This is a genomic window from Martinezella rhizogenes (assembly GCF_000799715.1).
GTDB classification, from domain to species: Bacteria; Pseudomonadota; Alphaproteobacteria; order Rhizobiales; family Rhizobiaceae; genus Rhizobium; species Rhizobium rhizogenes_C.
Genome location: NZ_JUHG01000014.1, coordinates 376,383 through 396,571, shown reverse-complemented (window position 1 = coordinate 396,571; position 20,189 = coordinate 376,383). Strand labels below are relative to the sequence as shown.

At 61.2% G+C, this 20,189-nt stretch carries 18 protein-coding genes; 3 read left to right on the top strand and 15 right to left on the bottom strand.

The window, feature by feature from the left end; all coding sequences use genetic code 11:
- Positions 1-48: 48 nt before the first annotated feature.
- The 5 genes from EX00_RS19425 to EX00_RS19405 form a co-directional block, all read right to left on the bottom strand.
- Entirely contained in the window at positions 49-1,296 is a 1,248-nt protein-coding gene (locus EX00_RS19425; protein WP_047461418.1) for an NAD(P)/FAD-dependent oxidoreductase, read from the bottom strand.
- Between the two features lie 110 nt (positions 1,297-1,406).
- Complete coding sequence (locus EX00_RS19420; protein WP_047461416.1) at positions 1,407-2,708, bottom strand: alpha/beta hydrolase; 1,302 nt, start codon at positions 2,706-2,708, stop codon at positions 1,407-1,409.
- A gap of 583 nt (positions 2,709-3,291) precedes the next feature.
- Positions 3,292-4,173 (bottom strand): aldo/keto reductase, encoded by an 882-nt coding sequence (locus tag EX00_RS19415; protein ID WP_047461892.1) that lies wholly within the window; start codon positions 4,171-4,173, stop codon positions 3,292-3,294.
- Positions 4,174-4,365: 192 nt separating this feature from the next.
- Positions 4,366-5,019: a TetR family transcriptional regulator gene (locus EX00_RS19410; RefSeq protein ID WP_047461412.1), complete on the bottom strand. Its 654-nt coding sequence runs from the start codon at positions 5,017-5,019 to the stop codon at positions 4,366-4,368.
- A 12-nt stretch (positions 5,020-5,031) separates the two neighbouring features.
- Positions 5,032-5,730: a class I SAM-dependent methyltransferase gene (locus EX00_RS19405; RefSeq protein WP_047461410.1), complete on the bottom strand. Its 699-nt coding sequence runs from the start codon at positions 5,728-5,730 to the stop codon at positions 5,032-5,034.
- A 226-nt stretch (positions 5,731-5,956) separates the two neighbouring features.
- Here EX00_RS19405 and EX00_RS19400 point away from each other — a divergent pair, with 226 nt between their 5' ends.
- Positions 5,957-6,904 carry an SDR family oxidoreductase gene (locus EX00_RS19400; protein WP_047461408.1) on the top strand — a complete coding sequence of 316 codons (948 nt, stop codon included), beginning with the start codon at positions 5,957-5,959 and terminating at the stop codon, positions 6,902-6,904.
- A 49-nt stretch (positions 6,905-6,953) separates the two neighbouring features.
- Here EX00_RS19400 and EX00_RS19395 read toward each other — a convergent pair whose 3' ends face one another.
- Complete coding sequence (locus EX00_RS19395; protein WP_047461405.1) at positions 6,954-7,445, bottom strand: BA14K family protein; 492 nt, start codon at positions 7,443-7,445, stop codon at positions 6,954-6,956.
- A gap of 138 nt (positions 7,446-7,583) precedes the next feature.
- Between EX00_RS19395 and EX00_RS19390 the strand changes: the two genes are divergently transcribed.
- On the top strand, positions 7,584-8,033 hold the full coding sequence (locus EX00_RS19390) for a MarR family winged helix-turn-helix transcriptional regulator (protein ID WP_047461889.1): 450 nt from the start codon (positions 7,584-7,586) through the stop codon (positions 8,031-8,033).
- Positions 8,030-9,589 carry an MDR family MFS transporter gene (locus EX00_RS19385; RefSeq protein ID WP_047461403.1) on the top strand — a complete coding sequence of 520 codons (1,560 nt, stop codon included), beginning with the start codon at positions 8,030-8,032 and terminating at the stop codon, positions 9,587-9,589. Before EX00_RS19390 ends, EX00_RS19385 begins: the two co-directional genes overlap by 4 nt.
- A gap of 1 nt (position 9,590) precedes the next feature.
- Here EX00_RS19385 and EX00_RS19380 read toward each other — a convergent pair whose 3' ends face one another.
- From EX00_RS19380 to EX00_RS19340, 9 genes are all read right to left on the bottom strand, one after another.
- Positions 9,591-10,454 (bottom strand): ABC transporter permease, encoded by an 864-nt coding sequence (locus EX00_RS19380; protein WP_047461400.1) that lies wholly within the window; start codon positions 10,452-10,454, stop codon positions 9,591-9,593.
- A 3-nt stretch (positions 10,455-10,457) separates the two neighbouring features.
- A complete protein-coding gene (locus EX00_RS19375; protein ID WP_047461398.1) occupies positions 10,458-11,387 on the bottom strand; it encodes an ABC transporter permease in 930 nt (309 codons plus the stop codon).
- A 4-nt stretch (positions 11,388-11,391) separates the two neighbouring features.
- A complete protein-coding gene (locus EX00_RS19370) occupies positions 11,392-12,441 on the bottom strand; it encodes an ABC transporter ATP-binding protein (RefSeq protein ID WP_047461396.1) in 1,050 nt (349 codons plus the stop codon).
- A complete protein-coding gene (locus EX00_RS19365) occupies positions 12,438-13,445 on the bottom strand; it encodes an ABC transporter ATP-binding protein (protein WP_047461393.1) in 1,008 nt (335 codons plus the stop codon). The genes EX00_RS19370 and EX00_RS19365 overlap by 4 nt, the downstream gene beginning before the upstream one ends.
- A 71-nt stretch (positions 13,446-13,516) precedes the next feature.
- The gene (locus EX00_RS19360; protein WP_047461390.1) at positions 13,517-15,151 is read right to left on the bottom strand and encodes an ABC transporter substrate-binding protein; all 1,635 of its coding nucleotides are present in this window, start codon (positions 15,149-15,151) and stop codon (positions 13,517-13,519) included.
- Between the two features lie 35 nt (positions 15,152-15,186).
- On the bottom strand, positions 15,187-16,731 hold the full coding sequence (pehA, locus tag EX00_RS19355; RefSeq protein ID WP_047461389.1) for a phosphoric/sulfuric ester hydrolase PehA: 1,545 nt from the start codon (positions 16,729-16,731) through the stop codon (positions 15,187-15,189).
- 249 nt (positions 16,732-16,980) lie between these two features.
- Entirely contained in the window at positions 16,981-17,841 is an 861-nt protein-coding gene (locus tag EX00_RS19350) for a WcbI family polysaccharide biosynthesis putative acetyltransferase (protein ID WP_047461386.1), read from the bottom strand.
- A 174-nt stretch (positions 17,842-18,015) separates the two neighbouring features.
- Positions 18,016-19,074, bottom strand: a complete 1,059-nt coding sequence (locus tag EX00_RS19345) for a GSCFA domain-containing protein (RefSeq protein WP_047461384.1) — start codon at positions 19,072-19,074, stop codon at positions 18,016-18,018.
- Positions 19,071-19,928, bottom strand: a complete 858-nt coding sequence (locus EX00_RS19340) for a WcbI family polysaccharide biosynthesis putative acetyltransferase (protein WP_047461382.1) — start codon at positions 19,926-19,928, stop codon at positions 19,071-19,073. The genes EX00_RS19345 and EX00_RS19340 overlap by 4 nt, the downstream gene beginning before the upstream one ends.
- Between the last annotated feature and the right edge of the window lie 261 nt (positions 19,929-20,189).

Here is a 20,189-nt window from a genome sequence, read left to right as displayed (position 1 = left end):
TTCTGGCCGATGATCAGCACAGCGGCCTTCTCGGTTTCGGACATCGCCCTAGTAGCGATTGATGCGGAACGGGGTCATGTCGACCTGCGGTGCGATGCCGGTCATCATATCGGCCATCAACCGCGCTGTCGTCGCCGAAAAAGTGAGCCCGAGATGGCCGTGGCCGGTGGCGTACCAGACGCCGGAAACACGGGATGACGGCGAGATGATCGGGATTGTGTCAGGGAGTGCTGGGCGATGGCCCATCCAATCCTTGGCGTCCTCCACCTGCAGGCCGGGCAGCACCCTCTGGGCGTGGCGGACAAGGATGCGCGGACGGCGGAAATCCGGGGGCGCATCGAGGCCCGCCAGCTCGACATTGCCGCCGACGCGGATGCCGCCGGCCGTCGGCGTCACCATGAAGGCGCGATGCGGCCAGATGATCGAATAGCGCATGGCGATGCCGGGCTTCATGATCTGCGTATGATAGCCGCGCTCGGTTTCGAGCGGGATCGGCTCGCCAAGCGCCGAGGCGATGAACCGCGTGCGGACACCGGCGGCAAGCACCACATCATTGGCCTCCAGCCGCCGCCCGTCTTCGAGAAGCACCGTCACGACGCCCTTCGCCTGCCGCTCGACGGTTCGGACCGAACCGGAGGCAAAGGTGGCACCGAGGGCTTTTGCGGCCTCCACAAGCTTGAGGACAAGCTGATGGGGATTGCGGATCGACTTGTTGTCCGGCAGCAGCACCGCCTTGGCGATACCAGGCGAGAGCGCCGGCTCGTAATCGCGGATTTCCGCGCCGGAGAGAATTTTGTGTTCCAGACCGTAATGCCGCAGCAGCTCGATATGGGCGCGGTCACCAGCAAATTCGGATTCGGTCTCGTAGATCGCGAGGCACCCTTCCTCCGTCATCAGTTCCGGGGCGCCGAGGCTATCGAGCATTGCCCTGAAATCACCGAGAGCATGGCGCGACAGGCTCATGCCGGCATCCTCGATCTCTTTCAATCGCGACGGGCGGCCGGCCGCGATGAAGCGCAGGAACCAGGGTAGCATTTTCAGCGCATAGGAGGGTCTCAGCCAAACCGGGCCTTCCGGGTCCAGCAGCCAGCGGGGAATTTTCGCCCAGGTGGACGGGCCGGAACCGGCGGCGAAATCGAGCGCAATGCTCGCCATGTTGCCGAAGGAGGCGCCCTCGCCCGGCTCGTCCTTGTCGACCAGCGTCACCTGCCGGCCACGCCGCTGCAATTCAAAGGCGATCGCCGCGCCAATGATCCCGGCGCCAACGACAACGACCGTCCGCTTGTTTTCGTCCATTCCTCAAGTCCGTCCGCAGAGCGCCGCAATGCACGTCAGGGCGCGACTCTGTGATATATCAGATCACGGGAGGTGGCTACGGTGTTTTTCGAAGGCGTGGCGGGCGGGCCCTATTGGCCGATCGCCGCGCCGACATTCTCGCCCGTCGTTGTCATGCTGTCGCCGACGGAGCCGACGGTGTTGCCGGCGGAAGCGCCGACACGTCGCAACTGTTCGCCATAGTTCCGGCGGGTGCGCGGATCGAAGATGGCGATCGGCGCGCTAACGGCAGCGCTCGCTGCACTGCCGACCGTCTGTGCCGCGCCGAGGGCGACCGCACCGACCGCGTCACCAATGCCGACATCGGAATCGGTGATGGTCTGGCCCGCGATCAGCCGGTCGCCGATCAGCCGCACCACTTCCGGGCTTTCGGCGAATTTGCCATGGTTGAGTGAATCGCCAGTCTTCAGCTTGGTGAGGTCGAGCACGGTGATGCCCTGTTTTTCCAGCTCGGTACGATAGGGTTCGGCGGTCGGGTCGATCTGACCGAGACGATCGACATTGCCGGAAATTCGGCGCGACAAGGACAGCGCCCGGTCGTCACGCGAGACGAACAGGGTAAAATGCGGCTTGTCCTTGCCGAGGGCGGCGAATTGCTGGCCGAAAACATCGACGTCGAGGTCGGGAGAGGCGAGAATAACGTTGGTGATCTTCGGCGCGACGCGACCGTCGCGGATCGCCATCTGCCGGAGAGCTTCCACCGCAAGCCAGGTGCCCATGGAATGCGCCATGACAGTGATATCGCCGACCCTGGGATCGGAAGCGGCGCGGTGCAGCATCTCTTCGAGCGCATCGCGGGAATAGTTGGTGCTTTCCTTGTCGTAGGCGTAATCGAAAATGCTGGCGCGAGACGGCCAGGTGAAAACGATCGGCGCGACATCGGCATGGGAATCATGGACGATCTGCGCGAAGCGGTAGACGGCGTCCTCATAGCTGTTGTTGAAGCCGTGTACGAAGATCAGGACCCGTTTGCTCTTCGGCAGATGCGGGCGCAGCCAGGCATGAACGTCGGCCTCGGTCGGCAGCGGCTGGACGGCGGTGGTGACGAAATTCTTCAGGGGATTGCCGGGCAATTTGCTCGGCCACTGCACCTGGCCAACCTTGCGATTGGCTTCCGGCGGGATCGAGATGCTGACGGCATCAACCTTCAGCGCCGCACCGCGCTCTCCGGAAAACAGGATCGCCGGATCCTTGTCCGGCAGTCGGGTGGTGGCGACCATCACGTCGACTTTGGTGGTGCCCGGAACATTTCCCACGATCGGCTGCATGACGCCAATCGGCCGGCCGCAAGCTGTCAGGGAGAGCGTCGCGACAATGGCGATAGCCCGGAAGACCGTCTTCCCCCATTGGCCGGCATCTTCCATACGCTGCATCACGCCAAACCTCATCGTCGCAAGCCTAAAGTGGCCGCCACTCTACGCATGAAGGATCACGGCGCAAGCCGCGTCGCGGCTCCATCCCATGTGAGTCGGCGCTAATTCATGGCAGCGAGGCAAAGAGGCAACGGTCGCCGGGGCCAAAGGTGAAACTCGTGTGGGGGCGTGGAAAATAGAAAGAGCCCGATGCGGGAGGAGGATGCATCGGGCTCTTGATCCGGATTGGCAACTGGGAGGAGGAGTGTTGCCAATCGACGAAGGCGCGCTGGGAGGAGGAGTGCGCTGCCTTCAAGGGAGTGGATATAACCCCAAGGCGGATCTGAACAGACCATCTTCCGCAATGCAGCAATGCAAAAAACGCAATGCCCCTCACCGCAATCACCGCGAACACCGCATATCATGAGCGTTTCCGGTGTTCTTCCGCCTATTTTACAGTCGTAAAGTGCCAATGAAAAGGATTCACATGATCGCGATCCGTCATTTTCGGGATGCGATCATCATCCGACCGCATCCTGGGTAATGGAGGACGCCAGTGCAGGCGCCCTCCGTCGTCGAATCGCAGAAGAGCGATGATATCAGCTCAAGCAGCCGCGAATGCCTTCTTGCCCTCGGCATCCAGCGCCGAAAACTCTTCGTCGGACAGGGTGATGTTGACGGCCGCCGTATTCTCCTCGAGATGCTTGACCTTCGATGTGCCCGGGATCGGCAGCATGACGAGGCTGCGCTTCAGGACCCAGGCAAGTGCTATCTGGCTCGGGGCAGCGCCGTGCTTCTTGGCGATGGTGTCGAGAAGGGAGCCTTCCTTGGCGAGTTCGCCCGATGCCAACGGGAACCAGGGGATGAAGCCGATATTATGCTTTTCGCAATAGTCGAGGACGTCCTCGCTGGTGCGGTCGATGAGGTTATAGCGGTTCTGCACCGTCGCCACCTTGAAATACTTCGAGGCGGCCTCGATGTCGGCGACCGACACTTCGCTGAGGCCGGCATGGCGGATGATCTTGGCGTCCTGTAGCGACTTGATGGCGTCGAACTGTTCGGCCGCCGGCACCTTGGGATCGATGCGGTGAAGCTGCCAGAGATCGATCTGCTCGAGGCCGAGATTGCGCAGGCTCTTATGCGCCTGCTGGATGAGATATTCCGGACGCCCCACGGGAATCCATTCGCCGGGACCGGTGCGCGTCAGGCCGCCCTTTGTGGCGATAACCACCTTCGTGTCGTAGGGATAGAGCGCTTCCTTGATCAGGCGTTCTGAGACATCGGGGCCGTAGGAGTCGGCCGTGTCGATGAAATCGATGCCGAGTTCCGGCAGGCGCTTGAGGGTGCGGATGGATTCGTCATGATCATCCGGCTCGCCCCAGATACCGTAACCGGTGACGCGCATGGCGCCGAAGCCGAGGCGATTGACGCTGAGATCGCCACCGATCTTGAATTGACCGGACTTGGCTGCATTGAAATCTGACATGATTTTCGTCCCTGTAATATCGTTGAGCTTATTCGAAATCCGTGGAAGCCGAGGCGCGGTTGCATGCGTCGAGCAAACGAGGCTGATGACGTCGCGGCCTAACAGAAGATGGGTCGGCGGGTTTTCCGATGCAATGAGCTGCAGCACAAGTTCTGCGGCTTTCTTCGATGCCTCGGATACCTTCGTCCGAGATCAGCGACGGGAGGAGCGTTGCTCGACCAGCGCGCCGAGATCGGCCAGGGTAGCCCAGAGTTCCCTGAATAAATCCTGGGCAAACGCCTGCGAGGATAGATCCTGCGGCCTTTCGTTCCAGCGCTCGCCACCGATGCGCACAGTGCTGACGACGATCGCCGATAGCAGGCGCAGGCGGAGCAATTCCTCCTCGCCGCCGCCGGACCGGGCATACAGCGCATCCGTCAATTTCGTCTCGAGCTTGGTATATTTCAACTGATGGCGGGCGCTCAGCACCGGCGTATTGTGGATCAGATCACCAATAGCGAGGCTCTGGGGATCGGCCAGGGCGGCAAGCAGCGCCGACGTCAGTGCGCCTTCGATGACCGCAACGATCGACGCGTCCTTGGGCTGCGCGGCAACGGCGTCGGCCAGTTCGTCGGCGAAATTGTCCTGCCAGGCGGAGACTACCTCTTCCTTGCTCGGAAAATAATCGAAGAAGCTGCGCTTGGAGACGTCGGCGGCCTCGGTGATGTCCTCGATTGTCGTGCCGTCGAAGCCGCGCTCGAGAAAGAGGGCGAGCGCCGCCGCCTGGATGCGCTCCCGCGTCTGGCGGCGCTTACGTTCGCGCCGCCCTTCCTTCACCGCACCATCAATCTCCTGAACATCCGCCATGAAGTCCCCCCGCTATGCACCCGCTTCCGGCCGCCCCACGTCGACCGCTCCGGTGTCGGCCGCATAGGCGGCAATTCCGGCATTCTCGTTCGTGCTACGATATTCGGAACCATCAATCGAGAGCTCCGACGGTTTTCCACGCGATATCCGATAGACGCCCGCCGGCGGAATGTTCCGCACCGTGCCACCGACGCGCGTCGCCTTCAGGCCGAGCCGATCGAGGATCGAGCGCGGCACCGGACAGCGCGGACCGTAGGTGAACTGATAGAAGGAGCCGCCGGGCTTCATCGTCGCGAATGCGCCGCCGACGATCGCGGTGATCTTCTCCGGAGGCATGGAAAGCAGCGGCAGGCCGCTGACAACAGCGCCGAATGGCGCAGCGGCAAACAGGCCACATTGGCCGAGCTGCGCCGCATCCATCTGTACGACGCGCGCACTGGGAAAACGGCCGCGCAACGGAGCGACGAATTCCTCGCCGAATTCGATCAGGGTCAAATCGCATTCGGAGACGCCGCGCGCCAGCAATGCGCGCGTGAAGACGCCGGTGCCAGGACCAAGCTCTAGGACCGGACCGTCGAGCGGCTCGATCTCCCGCGTCATTAGCCGCGCCAGTCGTTCGCCGGACGGCGCGATCGCCGCCACGCGCATGGGGTCGCTCACCCAGGAGCGGAAGAACTGCACGAAATCGGAGCATGTCGTCTTTGTCGTCATTCCGTTAGTCCCATCTGCGGCCAGTAATACAAATTGTGGCGTGATCACGCCACGAACAGCGTGGCAATTCGAAGGCGCGGCAACGAACCCACCGCTGATATTGGCGGCATGCAAACCATAACAGCGCTTCATAATCAATGCATTTTTTTAACTATTGTATTTTTGCGTTTAGTGCAATAATTAATCCGGTACGGAAATAGCCAACCCTTTTCCTTGGAGACTCGCAATGCCCGACTGGACCGTGAAAGACATTCCCTCGCAGACCGGCCGTACCGCCGTCATCACCGGCGCCACCAGCGGCATCGGCTACGAAGCCGCCAAGGCGCTAGCGGGCGCCGGTGCCAGGGTAATCATCGCTTCGCGCAACGAAAGGAAAGGCGCGGAGGTGCTGGCCGAGATTCGTGCCACGACACCCGGCGCCGACGTCGCTTTCGAGCCGCTCGATCTCGCCAGCCTCGTTTCCGTCGCCCGCACCGCCACGCGCATCGCCGCATCCGCACCCCGGATCGACCTGCTCATCAACAATGCCGGCGTCATGGCCATTCCGGACCGGCATGAGACCGAGGACGGCTTCGAGATGCAGATGGGTGCGAACTATATCGGTCACTTCGCCCTGACCATGCGACTGCTGCCCAATCTCCTTGCCGCCGGGAGCCCGCGCATCGTCACCGTCAGCAGCCTGGCGCATCGCAGCGGCAAGATCAATTTTGACGATCTGCAATGGGTGAAGAGCTACGGCTCATGGCGCGCCTATTGCCAGTCGAAGCTGGCGACGCTGATGTTCAGCCTCGAACTCGACCGGATCGCCCGCGCCGAGGGTTGGAACCTCACGAGCACGGCGGCCCATCCCGGCTTCGCGATCACCGGCCTGCAAAGCACCGGCCCTCGCATGGGTCGGAACAGGCCGGGCTGGCTTGAGCTGCTTAGCAAGGCGATAGAGCCGATCCTCTCGCATTCGGCGGAGGCCGGCGCCTTGCCGACACTGTTCGCCGCCACCTCACCCGAGGCCGAAGGCGGCGGCATGTATGGTCCGAATGGCTTCTATGAGCTGAAAGGCCCACCCGTGCGTGCCAAGATCGCGCCCTCTGCCCGGAACAAAGCCATTTGGCGGCGGCTTTGGGAGGTATCGGAACAGTTGACGGGATTGAAGATGCCGGCGTCGGCTGTGGCGTGATATTCGCCCCTCTCCCCGCCAAAACGGAGAGAGGGTTTTCTATGCGCAATCACCGCACAACGCACTGCCGGCGTGGACCATTGGTCGGCTGATAGGTGTTGTCGGAGGCGCGATACGACCGATACCGGTTGGCGCACCAGCGAGCATGCGCACTCCCATAGGATGGGCGGGCTACGGCACCGCCGATAATCGCGCCCGCGGTAAAGGCCGCCATCGGATACCACCAGCCATCATTGTATCGGCGATAGCCGGGGCGTCCGTAACGATAGCCGCGATGGCCATGCCAATAGCCCGGGCGATGATAACCAGGGCGATAGTATGGGCGATGATGAGGCCGGTAATGCGGACGATAGCGCGGCCGGTGATGCCGATATTGCACCTCGGTCACGCCGGTCGTCTGCAAGGCCGCACTTGTCTGCAAGACCAATGGCTGCGGAATAGGTTGGATTGGCCCCGCTGCTGCCGGATCGATGGACGAAACGGCAAGCAAAACACTCAAGGCGGTGGCTGACACCGCCGACAATAATCTCCTCACGGTCATTCTCCTCTCAAGTCCCAACGACACCGGAAAACGCGCAATGATTGAAAAAGGTTCCGCAAGATTCGACCGCTTGCGCAAGCTTGAACAGCGTAGTATCTATATAGATAGGAAGCCTACCTATCTATGGGATATGAACGCATGCACGAAACCGGGCGCGCCTACGATATCGAAGAGGCTATGGCACTCGCCGAAGCACTGCGCCCGGCCCTGCATCGCCTTCACCGGCAACTGCGGCGCGAGACCGACGACCCCGGCATTTCGCCGCTGCAGGCGCTTCTTCTCGTCGCTATCGTCCGGCAACCAGGCATCGGCGTCGCCGAGCTGGCCCGGCTGGAAAAGCTGCGTGGACCGACGATATCGGGGCATATCAAGGCCATGGAACGCGAGGGTCTCGTCGCCCGTGCCGCGCCCGATCCGCAAGACAAGCGACGCAATGGCCTGATCGCCACCGAGAAGGGGCGGACCCTGATCAAGAGGATCAAGCAAAGGCGGACCGATTGGCTCGCCTCCGAACTCGCAAAACTGTCGCCGGAAGCGCGTAGCGCGATCCGCGCCGCCGTAGGCCCGCTTGGAGAGATCGGACAATGACCGCGCAGGTGCAACAAGCCGCTTCTCAGCCGACACCGACCGGAAGCAACGCGCCCGACCGGCGCGAAATCCGCGCCGTCATCCTCGGCCTGATGATCGTGCTCGGCCTTGCCGCTATCGACCAGAGCATCGTCGCCACCGCCCTGCCGCGCATCGTCAGCGATCTTGGCGGCGTCACACATCTCTCCTGGGTGGTCAGCGCCTATGTGCTGGCCTCGACCAGCACCATGCCGCTCTACGGCAAGCTCAGCGACCAATATGGCCGCAAGCCGATGATCTACACGGCGATCCTGATCTTCCTGCTCGGCTCCATCCTAAGCGGCATGGCGCAGACGCTACCCCAGCTCATTATCTTCCGCGCCATCCAGGGCATTGGCGCCGGGGGTCTGATGCCGCTCGCGCAGATCATCATCGGCGATCTGGTGCCACCGGCCAGGCGCGGCCGCAACCAGGGCTCGATCGCCGCCGTCTTCGCTGTCTGCAGCGTCATCGGCCCGGTCGTCGGCGGCGTCATCACCGATCTGCTCTCCTGGCACTGGATCTTCTACGTCAACCTGCCGATCGGCGCGGTCGCCCTCGTCATGATCGGCCGCGCCCTGAAGCGGCCGCATCAGGCGCGCAGCCGCCGCATCGACTATCTCGGCGCAGCACTCTTGACTGCCTGCACCACCGGCTTCCTGCTGGTGCTCGCGCTTGGCGGCAACGAATGGGCCTGGAATTCGCCTGAGATCCTCGGCCTGTCGGCTACCTCCCTCATCCTAACCGTCCTCTTCGTTTTCCATGTCCGCCGCGAACCGGAGCCGGTTCTGCCACCCGATCTCTTCCGCAACCGTCTGTTCGTCGTCGCCTGCATCGTGCTCGCCCTGACCTTCATGGGCATGCTCGGCGCGAGCCTGTTCTTTCCGCTGTTCTTTCAGATGGTGATGGGCGCCAGCCCCTCGCAATCCGGCCTTCTGACCGGACCGCTGATGGTCGGCTTTGTCATCTCCTCGATGTTTAACGGACGTGTGCTTCTACAACGTTCCGGCCGCTACAAGCCGGCCCAGCTTGTGGGCCTTGGCCTTGCAACCACAGCCTTCGCCGTGCTTGCCTGGGCCGCCGCAGAAAGCCAGGGGTTCGCCATCATCGAACCCTCGATCTTTGCACTTGGCCTGGGGCTCGGGCTGGTGATGCCGACGATGACGGTCGCGGTACAGAACGCCCTGCCCCTTGCCCACCGCGGTGTCGGCACGGCGACGCTTGCCTTCTTCCGCTCGCTCGGCGGCCTGATCGGCGTCACCGGCTCCGGCGCGATCCTTGCCTATCGCGTGCAACAGGCGACTGGCGCCTCCGGCAGCCTGGACATGTCGTCGCTGACCGAAAGCGGCCTAAAGCAGCTCGCTACAGCCTCGCCGGAAGCCCATGCCGCGGCGATAGCACTTTACCGCCACGCCATCGCCATGACCTTCGCCACCGGAACGGTCATCGTGGCACTGGCGCTGATTGCGCTGCTGTTCCTGCCGGAGATTCCTCTGAAGGCGACCCACGGCGAGGAAACGAAAAAGACCGGCGTCTAGATCACGATAGGGTTGGATCGAGCTTGTCTCGCAACCAATCGCCGACGATGCTGATCGAGAGCGTGGTCAGCATGATGACCACCGACGGCGTCAGCATGATCCAGGGCGCGCGGGTGAGATATTCGCGCCCATAACCGACCATGTTACCAAGGCTGGTCATCGGCGGCTGCACGCCGAGACCGAGGAAGGACAGGCTGCTTTCCATCAGGATGACCTCCGGGAAGGTCAGCGTCATCGAGACGATCAGCGTCGAAGCGATGTTCGGCAGGATGTGGTTCAGGTAAACCCGCATCGGGCTGGCGCCGAGCTGTGTCACGGCCGAGGCATAGCCTTGCTTGCTGGCAGAGATCGCGAGACCACGAGCGATGCGGGTGTAGCGTTCCCAGCCGTAGAAGCCCATCAGGCATATCAGCAGCGGCAGCGAACTGCCGAAAAAGGCGAGCACGGCGAGCGACATGATCAGGAAGGGCATGGCCGCCTGGAAATCCGCCAGCATCAGGACGATGTGCTCGACGATCCCCCGGAAATAGGCGGCGAGGAAGCCGAGTAGCGTGCCGACGAAGGCCGAGATCATTGTTGCGCCGAAGGCGATCAAAAGCGAGATGCGGATACTGTCGATCAGACGCGAGAGCACGTCGCGGCCGAGCTCGTCGGTGCCGAGGAAATGCTTGGGATCGCCAGGCAGCGCCAGGCGGTTCTTCAGATCGAAGGCGGTGATGTTGAAGGGTCGGATCCAGTCCGCCGTCACGGCGATGACGATCATCGCCGCGATCCAGACGAGGCCGATGGTGACGATAATGGGCAGGCCCTTCTTTTGCTGCTTGCGCTCGCCCGTGGCGATACCAGGAATGGAGATGTTCGCCATCGCTCAGCCTTTCGCAGTCGTGGTCCGCAGGCGCGGATCGAGGTAGCCGTAGAGAATATCGACGGTGAAATTGGACAGCACCATGCAGGCCGCCACCATCAAAAGAATACATTGCACGACGGCGAGATCGCGGTTTGCGACGGAGACCACCAGCAGACGCCCAACGCCCGGCCATGAGAACAGCGATTCCACCACCACGGCGCCTGCAATCAGCGAGCCGACCATGAAACCGGCGATGGTGACGATCGGGATTGCCGCATTCGGCAGCGCGTGCCGCCAGACGACCTTCCGCCATGGCATGCCCTTGGCGCTCGCCGTGCGGATATAGGGCTGGCCCAGGATCTCGATCATGGCGCTGCGCGAGAAGCGGGCAAGAATGCCGATGCCGCCGACACTCATGGCGATGATCGGCAGGATGGCATGCATCCATGTATCCTGGCCACCGGACGGCAGCCAGTCGAGCTCGACGGCGAAGATCAGCACCAACACGAGGCCGAGAACGAAGCTCGGCATGGTAAAGCCGATGACGGCGCCCGCCATGACCACGCGGTCGAGCAGGGTTTCACGGTGCAGCGCCGCGTAGACACCGATGGAGATGCCAAGGACGAGCTTGAGGATCAGCGCCGGAACGGTCAGCTCCAGCGTCGCCGGGATGCGTTCCATGACCAGAAGGATGGCCGACTGACCGTCCCGCATGGACACGCCGAGATCGCCGCGCGCGATGGCGCCGAAATAGCGCAGATACTGATCCCAGAGTGGCTGATCGAGACCCCAGGCGTGACGGAACGCCTCGATCGCCTGCGGCGGCGCGTCCGGCCCCAGAATGATGACGGCCGGATCGCCCGACATGCGCAGCACGATGAAGGCAAAGGTGACGACCAGCATAATGGTCATCAGCGCACGGAATATCTTGAAGAGAAGGAAGCGGAACATGGGATCACGGGCTCGCTGATGTCTGGGTGGGAGCGGCTTCAACGAGGGTTTCGGCAGACCCGATGTTCGCGACGCCGGCGGGCTGATCGCCACCGACGAGATGACAGGCTGCCTTGCGCCCGGAGCCGATCGCCAAGAGCGCCGGGGTTTCCGAGCGGCAGCGCGCGATGGCGACGGCGCAGCGCGGATGGAAAGCACAACCGGCGGGGCGCGCGGCCGGATTCGGCGGCTCGCCCTGCAGCACGATACGGTCCTTCAGCGCCGTTCCCGGCACGGGCACGCTCGACACCAGCGCCCTGGTATAGGGATGCAGCGGAGCGCTGAAGATCTCGTCCGAGGATGATTCCTCTACGATCCGGCCAAGATACATCACAGCGACGCGATCCGAGATGTTGCGCACCACTTTCAGGTCGTGACTGATGAAGACCATGGTGATGCCGCGCGTCTCCTGCAGGTCGCGCAGCAGGTTGACGACTTGCGCCTGGATCGAAACGTCGAGCGCCGAGACCGGCTCGTCGCAAACCAGCAATTGCGGATCGCTGGCAATGGCGCGGGCGATGACGATACGCTGGCGCTGGCCGCCGGAGAGCTCGTGCGGATAGCTCGTCTCCTGGTCGCGGCGCAGGCCGACAGCCTGCAGCAGCGTCATGACGCGTTCGCGGCGCTCGGCTTGCGTGCCAATATTGTGGATCGCCAGCGGTTCGCCGATCTGCGCGCCGATGGTCAGGCGCCGGTCGAGGGCGGCAAGCGGGTCCTGGAAGACAAGCTGCATGCGCGCCCGATACTTCCGCCATTCAGCCGTCTCCAGGGCAGGCATCGGCTCGCCGTCGAAGCGGACATGACCGGCCGACGGCGCCTCCAGGCCAAGCAGCAGCCGGCCCGTGGTGGATTTTCCCGAGCCGGATTCGCCGACGATGCCGAGCGTGGTGCCCGGCGCGACGGTGAGCGAAACGCCGTCGACGGCATGCACGGCAGTCGGCCGGCCGAGCAGGCCACGGCGGGAGAAATAGGTTTTGGTAAGGTCGCTGGCCTCGATGAGGGGATCCGTACTCACGCTACCGTCGCTCCCTGCCTGGCCTGAACGACATTCGGGACTGCCGCGGTCGCGCCGTCACCGATCGGATGGAAGCAGGCGGCTGCACGATCACTACCGAGATCCACCAGTTGCGGCAGGCTGTTGTGACAGAGCTCGGAGGTCCGGCCGCAGCGCGGCGCGAAGGCGCAGCCACCCGGCAAGCGGCCCGGCTGCGGCACCGTGCCCGGGATCGGCGCCATGCGTTCGCGGCCGCCGTCAAGACGTGGAATGGCGTCGAACAGGCCACGCGTATAGGGGTGGCGCGGTTCGAGGAACAGCGCCTCCGTCGAGCACATTTCCACGACACGGCCGGCATACATGACGCAGACGCGCTCGCAGACCTGCGACACGGCCCCGAGATCATGGCTGATGAAGACAATGGCCATGCCGGTCTCGGCGCGGATCGAGATCAAAAGGTCGAGGATCTGCGCCTGGATGGTGGCGTCGAGCGCGGTCGTCGGCTCGTCGGCCACTAGCAGGTCGGGATTGCCCGACAACGCCATGGCGATCATCAGCCGCTGGTTCTGGCCGCCGGAAAATTCATGCGGAAAATTGTCGAAGCGCCTGATGGCGTCGGGAATGCCCACCAACTCCATCAGCCGGATCGCCTCGAAGCGCGCCGCCTTGCCCGTCAGCCCACGATGCAACTCGACGGCTTCGGCGATCTGCCGGCCGGCACGGATGACGGGGTTGAGCGAACTGGACGGATCCTGGAAGATCATGGCGATGCGGCTGCCGCGTACGCTCTCGAGCGTGGTGCGCGGTGCGCCGACAAGCTGCCGGTCGCCGAGACGGACGCTGCCACCGACGGTCGCCTTGCGCGGCAGAAGACCAAGGGCCGCAAGCCAGGTCACCGACTTGCCGCAACCGGATTCGCCGACCAGACCAACGGCCTCGCCGTTCTCGATCGCCAGATCGATGCCGTGCAAAACCCGCGTGCCGTTGAAGGCGACCGTTAAATTGGAGATTTCCACCAGGGACATTGCTGCCTCCTTCGTCCACACGAACGAATGAAAACGGACCGGAGGTGTGGCCTCCGGTCCGTTTCGTCGAATCAGGCCCAGTTGCCGGGACGGAAGTCCATTGCGAAGGCCGACGCGGCCTTCCACTTCAGCGCCTTCGGCTTGCCGGTGAATACGGCGTTCTGATGCAGGACCGTGTAGGCCGGGTCTTCGCGCTCGCAGATCTGCAGCATGCGGGCGAAGGCGTCGTGGCGCTTGGCGCGGTCGGTGCTGGTTTCAAGGAAGGTCGAGAGCGTGTTCATCTCGGCATTGGTCCATTCGCCGATCTGCTGCTGCTGGCCGTTCGGCCCGTGATTGGCGATGATGGAGGAGACCGGATCGTTGAAGCTCGCCGAGCTCGACCAGTCGCGAACGGCCCGCGTCGGGGTCTTTTCAAGGATCGCCTGCCAGTTCTCCTTGACGGCGATCTCGACATTCAGGCCGACCTGGTTCCACATCTCCACCAGGATCTGCGCCGTTGCCGTCTGGTTGGTGTAGTAGTTGTCGAGCAGGCGATAGGGGATCGCGTCGCCCTTGTAGTTGGCTTCCTTGAGAAGCTGGCGCGCCATGTCCGGATTATATTCCGGAACAGACCAACCCTTGACGAACATGTCGCCATAGAAATCCCACTGCAGGCCGGCGGGAACCCTGGTGCGGCCGGCCCAAAGCGATTCGACGATCGCCTGGCGGTCGATGGCGTGGGTGAAGGCGCGACGGATACGCGGATCGACAAGCTGCGGATGGTTCTTGTCGAAGACTGTCTCGCGATGATTGGGGATCGTGCCACCCTGAACTTCGAACGCGGCATTCTTCTCGATACCCCCGATCTGGTCCGGTGGGATGTCGCAGGCGAACTGATATTCGCCCGATAGCAGGCCGTTGACGCGCGAGGCGACTTCCGGAACCTCGACGAAGCGGATCCGCTTCAGCGGCGGACGGCCGCCCCAGTATTCGTCATGAGCTTCGTAGATCAGATAGGTGTCCGGCTTGAAGTCGGCGACGCGGTAGGGGCCGGTAGTGATCGGCGCGCGGGCCCAATCGAGATAGCTCTTGGCGTCTTCCCAACCGCGGCGGCTGGCAATCGCGCTGGCGGCAACCGAAAGGCGGCCTTCCATGGTGACGTCGGACGAACCGTTGACGAAACGGACCGTGTACTTGTCGACGATCTCGACGCCCTGCAGCGCCGGCCAGATGCGCCGGGCGGTCGCCGGCACTTCCGGCGGCAGGTCCTTGCCCTGATTGCGGATCGGATTGGTGTCGTTGACGTAGATCGTCTTGCCGGCGTTCGGCTGCGTGTCGCCAAACATGCGCTCCTTGCTGAAGGAAAAGACGACGTCTTCAGCGGTCAGTTCCGCGCCGTTGTGGAACTTGACGCCCTGGCGCAGCTTCAGCTCGACGGTCTTGTCGTCGATGCGGCGCCATTCCGTGGCGAGTTCCGGGCGGGCGGTCAGGCCGTTCAGCCAGTTGAGGCCGATCAACCCTTCCCACAGCGACGAATTGAAGATGCGCTGGCCGACATTCGACTGCTCGCGCAGCGTATCCAGCGTGTTGGTGTTGGAAATCTTCTGCACGGCGATGGTGATCGACGGACGATTGTCGGCCTGAGCGATCGAGAAGCGCGGCAGGATCAGCGAGCCGGCGGCGGCGGTCGCCATGCCGAGCGCGCCACGACGGGTAATATTGACCATGAAAATACCTCCTGAAAATCGGGTTTCGGTTGTCGTTATCGGTCGCGGGCGGTCAGGCCCTCGGGGCCGGAGCGATAATGGGTCAGCGTCCGGTCGGCATGTCTGAGCCGCCAGGACAAAGCTTTCTGCGCATAGTCGCGCACCAGCGCCGCGTAGTCCGGATCGCCGGCGAGATTGACGAATTCGTTGGGATCGCGCTCGAGATCGAAGAACAACGGCGGCAGGGCGGCGAAATGGACGTATTTGTAGCGCTCGTCCTGGACGACACAGAGGCTGCAATCATTCTGGTCCAGGCCCAGGACTGCCTGCGGTTCGGAATAGAATACGTCGCGGAAGTCGTATTCGTAGTGCAGCTCCGTGCGCCAATCATCCGGCCGCTTGCCGGCGAGGAAGGGCACGAGCGTTTCGCCGTCGCAGGCGCGCGGGATATCACCGCCGAGCCAATCGAGAATGGTCGGCATGACGTCGATGCTTTCGGTGAAAGCGGTCTCGATCGCACCGGGCCGCGCATTCGGTCCGGCATTCTTGATGACCAGCGGAATGCGGAAGCTTTCGTCGTTATAGCCAATCTTGCCGAGCAGATGATGATCGCCGAGCTGCTCGCCGTGGTCGCTGGTGAAGATGATCAGCGTGTCGTCCCACTGGCCGGTGCCATCCAGATAGTCAAAGACCTGGCCGAGACAATCGTCGATCTCGCTGATCAGACCGCAATAGGTGGCGCGCATCTGGCGGATATCGGCCTCGTCCAGCGTCGCCCCCGATCCTTCGGCTCCCTGGAAGAAGGAACCGCGGCGGATGCTGTCGATATAGAACTTCATCAGGGGATGTTGCGCGGCCTCCGTTTCGGGGCTGGTGGCGCGGATCGGCGCCGGCATGTCTTCCGGGCGATACATGTCGTGATAGGGCGCGGAGGCGACGAAAGGCGGATGGGGGCGATAATAGCCGAGATGCAGGAAGAACGGCTTGCCGGCGCGGCCCTTGAGATAGGTCAGCGCCCGCTCGGTGAAATAGGTGGAATCGGAATATTCATGCGGAATGCGCGAGGGGCGATCGGTCGCGCCCTTCACGGCATCCTCACCTTCCGGCAGCCAGACATCGGGGTGGTGTTCCGGCAGATCGAAGCCCTGCTGCGCCACCCAGCCGAAATAGCCTTCCATGTTCGGCTCGAAGGCACCTACCGAATGGAAGCCGTCCATCATGTCGCCGAGAGCCAGAAAGCGCGGATCGTTGATGGAGGTCGTGCGCGGGTCCGGCACGGTCGTGGTATAGCCCACCAGCGCCGGATCGTAGCCGACGCCGCGCAGCGCCTTGGCGAGATTGAAATGCCTGCTGTCGAGCGGCACCGTGTTCTGCACGGCGCGGTGATTCATCAGGTAAAGGCCGGTCAGAAGGCTGGCGCGAGCCGGACCGCAAGGCACGCAGGTCGTCACATGATTGCGGAAGGTCACACCCTCGCGGCAAAGCCGATCCAGGTTCGGCGTCTTCAGAAACGCCTCATGCCCGTCGGCGCGCAAAAGATGCGGGATGAAATCGGCCCGCCACTGATCGACGACGATCAGAAGTACATTCTTACGGTTCATGGACAGCCTCGCGTGTTAGGGAGGCTGTTTGCGGGGTGATTATTTCAGGCGCATGAACCTAATTGCAAACTTCCGTGACAGACTTGTGGTGATGGCTACGGATCTAAAACCAGAGATTGCGCAAAGCCTCTCATAGACGGGGAAATCGCCGCCAGCGGCTCATCCCAATCACCGACTTACCTCATTCCGGGGTTACAACGCGCCGCTGTGTTCAACACTGCCATTCAGCGGGATGCGAAAACCATGCATCTATTGTAACCCTTCCTCCGCTATCACAGATCTGACCAGATCAAAGCGTTGGGCAAAACGAGAATCCAGCGCGATCTCCTCGAGAGAATATTTCGCATATATGGCGAAACTTTCTCCTATAAATTTTTCCAGCGAAAGGAGTTTATATTCCCGATGCGGCTTGAACATATAAGAGCCTTCAACTCCTAACACCTCGGCCACTTCCGGATATACCGGAAAACAGGATCCGATCATCATGACGTCAGCTGGTATAATATCGGTTCGATTTGTCTCTATTCCGCACTGCTGCAGGAAGGCCTGCGCAATATCATGGATCGGGCGAGCCTTCGAAAGATCGATGCCGTACATGAAGCTCTCGCGCCGCGACCAGGCTCTGAAAGGCCCCGACATATCCAGCCCGTGCGCGGCAAAGCTTTCCAGGAGCTGTTTCCGCTCACCCTCCCAGCGGGAAAAAAATCCACTTCGCTCAAATATGTCGCGCCGAAACAAAGTTCGGGTTCTCTCGGGGCTCATTCCCGCCTGGAAGGCAGCCAGCACGATCATCGATTGATAAGCGCCGATCGGCCCGTTGAGGAGCTGTCCTCGCACGTTAACAAAGCAGATGTCCGGATGATAGGCATCAAATTTTATGGAGGGAATCCGGCTCAGTTTTTGTACGGATGAGAAATCATAGTATCCCTGCTCCAAATGAGGATGGATGACCACCCTGTCATAGGTAGGAATGGTTTCCGCGAATTTGTCCAGAGCCCCCCGGAAGGTCCAGATATCGGCGTGATCGATCCGCAAATCATTGCTCAGCAACCTCATGGAGTTTGCAAGTCCATGCGTCTGAGCGTTCGAGATAATCAACCATGCTTCCACGACAGGCTCCCAATGGTATTCATCTGGCAAGCAACCACACCTGAACAGGCTGCGGATCAGCCTGGTCGTGCCAAGCGCTCTTCTCGCGGTTCCTCGCCGCAGATGCCGCTGCGCGGAAACGGAAAATGCTTTCTAGGCACCCCTCGATAAAGCCGGCATCCGGCTCCGGGCGCTTCAGGGGCGCAACATCTCGATCTCTCGTTCGTCGCAGACCACGGCTTGATATTCTTCTATCTCGGGCGGCGGCAGCATCTCGACTTTAGGCTCGGCCTTGTTGCTGGGCTGCGAGACGTAGTTCCTGACAAAACACCGCATCACATGGGCCACCCCGAGATGATTTACCTCGCGATAATCGTCCTCGTAATAGAGGCCTCCGGCATAGCTGCCGGTAATGATCTCGTATGAGGGGAAATAGTCGACCCAGTCAAAACGCGATAGCATCTGCTCGGCCACCACCCGCAAAACGGCTTTGCTGTAGGTCGTCGAAACCAGGACATTGCGGTTTTCATAGGTCGCCACCAGAGGCACCGGAGAAACGGTGAGAAGTACTTTTACCCGAGGATTGACGCCCTTCAATTTCTTCAGGAACAGGGACAGATGGCGATCGACTTCATCCACGCCGAAGTTGACGAATTCATATCGATCAGGATCGAACGATCCGGCGGTTACGCCCGGCGCAAGAGGGAAGACCGATCCATCCGCCTTTGATCTCCACGATTCCGTCAGGCCCAGCGTGAAGACCAGAATATCGGAATCGAGGAATACCGACCGTACGGCCGCGAGATGTGAACGACGTGCTTCAATGACTGCTTCCGGGGTGTCGTACCCATCCGGCTCGATCTGCGGACGGTAAGGATCGACGAACTTATTGTCCTTGCGTAACCACGCTTTCTCGACGGGTTCGCGGCCCTCGAAGACCTCATCAAAAAGCTGAAGCAACTGCTGGGCGGTATAAATATTCCCGTAGCGCGCTGAGAAGACACCGAAATTTCGCTTGGATCTTTCCGCTTCGGGTAAGCCTTCACCCTTTTCGGAAATGAAATAATGAAAGCCGATCCGTTGAATCTGACGCGAAATATGTTGCGCGAAACAACTGCCGGCCGTTGCGACTTTCACGGTCTTGTCGATCTTGAACCTTGGATTGACGATAGGATCGAACATATGCGTTTCCACGCGTGCAACGGACCTGCGCCACAACTGATAATCATTGATCGTGGAATATGGATTGCTCATGCATCTGTCTCCGCTATGACCTGTTTTACGCGGTTGAAACGCGTGAGAAAGCCAGGCTCGACCGTGATCTCATCCACCTCGAAGCTTGAGTAAGCCTCAAAGCTGAGCTCAATAAACTTCTCCAGCGAGATAAGCCTATACTCGCCAGGCAGTTTAAACATGTAGGAACCGCCGACCCCGAAGATCTCGCCTATCTCGGGATAGACTGGAAGGCATGCGCCATCCACGATGGTATCGAAAGGCACCAGATCCATCTTGTTGGTCTCGATGCCGTGGTTCCTGAGAAATGTACGAGCGACGTCGAGAATGGGGCGCGCCTTGGGATGTGCCAGGCTATGCATGAAACTCTCGCCGCGCGACCAGCGCCTGAACGGGTTCGTTATATCCATCCCGAAAGCGGCGAAGCTTGAGATGAGCCTGTCTCTCGCCGGTTCCCAGCGCGAGAAGAAACCACATTGCTCATATATATCGCGGCGAAACAGCTTTCGGGTCTTCTCTATACTCAGACCCGCCTTGAAGGCCGAGAGAACAATCATCGACTGATTGGCGGCCAACGGCTTATAGATACGCTCACCTCTCGCCGTGGTGAAACAAAAATCCGGATGGTAGGCATCGAACTCCAGGTTCGGAATCTTGTACAAATTTTCCACCGATGAAAAATCATACCCCATCAGTTCGGCTATGGGATTTATGATCACCCTGTCGTATTTCGGAATTTTTTCCGTGTAATCCTGCATATTCTTCTTGAATTGCCACACATCCACGCAATCGAGCTCAAAGCTGTTGCTCAACAACTGCAATGAACGCGCAAGCCCATATGTGTTGCAGTTGGAAATCAACAACCAACGCTCCATCGCACGCCCCCTTAAGCACAGGCATATCAACAAGTAACCTCGCCGCCGCACGACAGATTTCGGATGAATAGCCCCTATCTCATTCGAAAAATGCGACGTGGAAGTACTGGCCTAAAAACCTCCAAAAAGATGGAAGCCTATTATCTTGCAACGGAATGGTGCCTGTTCGTTAGGCCAACAAGAATCTCCTGTGCCATTTAGGTTCTCATCGAAGTAAACTGGCTATATCTATGCAATACCATACAGATAACGGCGCGCCCG

Excerpts from the sequence above, each read along its gene's own strand:
- EX00_RS19425 (WP_047461418.1), bottom strand. The coding sequence starts at position 1,296 with ATGGACGAAAACAAGCGGACGGTCGTTGTCGTTGGCGCCGGGATCATT.
- EX00_RS19420 (WP_047461416.1), bottom strand. The coding sequence starts at position 2,708 with ATGCAGCGTATGGAAGATGCCGGCCAATGGGGGAAGACGGTCTTCCGG.
- EX00_RS19415 (WP_047461892.1), bottom strand. The coding sequence starts at position 4,173 with ATGTCAGATTTCAATGCAGCCAAGTCCGGTCAATTCAAGATCGGTGGC.
- EX00_RS19410 (WP_047461412.1), bottom strand. The coding sequence starts at position 5,019 with ATGGCGGATGTTCAGGAGATTGATGGTGCGGTGAAGGAAGGGCGGCGC.
- EX00_RS19405 (WP_047461410.1), bottom strand. The coding sequence starts at position 5,730 with ATGACGACAAAGACGACATGCTCCGATTTCGTGCAGTTCTTCCGCTCC.
- EX00_RS19400 (WP_047461408.1), top strand. The coding sequence starts at position 5,957 with ATGCCCGACTGGACCGTGAAAGACATTCCCTCGCAGACCGGCCGTACC.
- EX00_RS19395 (WP_047461405.1), bottom strand. The coding sequence starts at position 7,445 with ATGACCGTGAGGAGATTATTGTCGGCGGTGTCAGCCACCGCCTTGAGT.
- EX00_RS19390 (WP_047461889.1), top strand. The coding sequence starts at position 7,584 with ATGCACGAAACCGGGCGCGCCTACGATATCGAAGAGGCTATGGCACTC.
- EX00_RS19385 (WP_047461403.1), top strand. The coding sequence starts at position 8,030 with ATGACCGCGCAGGTGCAACAAGCCGCTTCTCAGCCGACACCGACCGGA.
- EX00_RS19380 (WP_047461400.1), bottom strand. The coding sequence starts at position 10,454 with ATGGCGAACATCTCCATTCCTGGTATCGCCACGGGCGAGCGCAAGCAG.
- EX00_RS19375 (WP_047461398.1), bottom strand. The coding sequence starts at position 11,387 with ATGTTCCGCTTCCTTCTCTTCAAGATATTCCGTGCGCTGATGACCATT.
- EX00_RS19365 (WP_047461393.1), bottom strand. The coding sequence starts at position 13,445 with ATGTCCCTGGTGGAAATCTCCAATTTAACGGTCGCCTTCAACGGCACG.
- EX00_RS19360 (WP_047461390.1), bottom strand. The coding sequence starts at position 15,151 with ATGGTCAATATTACCCGTCGTGGCGCGCTCGGCATGGCGACCGCCGCC.
- pehA (WP_047461389.1), bottom strand. The coding sequence starts at position 16,731 with ATGAACCGTAAGAATGTACTTCTGATCGTCGTCGATCAGTGGCGGGCC.
- EX00_RS19345 (WP_047461384.1), bottom strand. The coding sequence starts at position 19,074 with ATGAGCAATCCATATTCCACGATCAATGATTATCAGTTGTGGCGCAGG.
- EX00_RS19340 (WP_047461382.1), bottom strand. The coding sequence starts at position 19,928 with ATGGAGCGTTGGTTGTTGATTTCCAACTGCAACACATATGGGCTTGCG.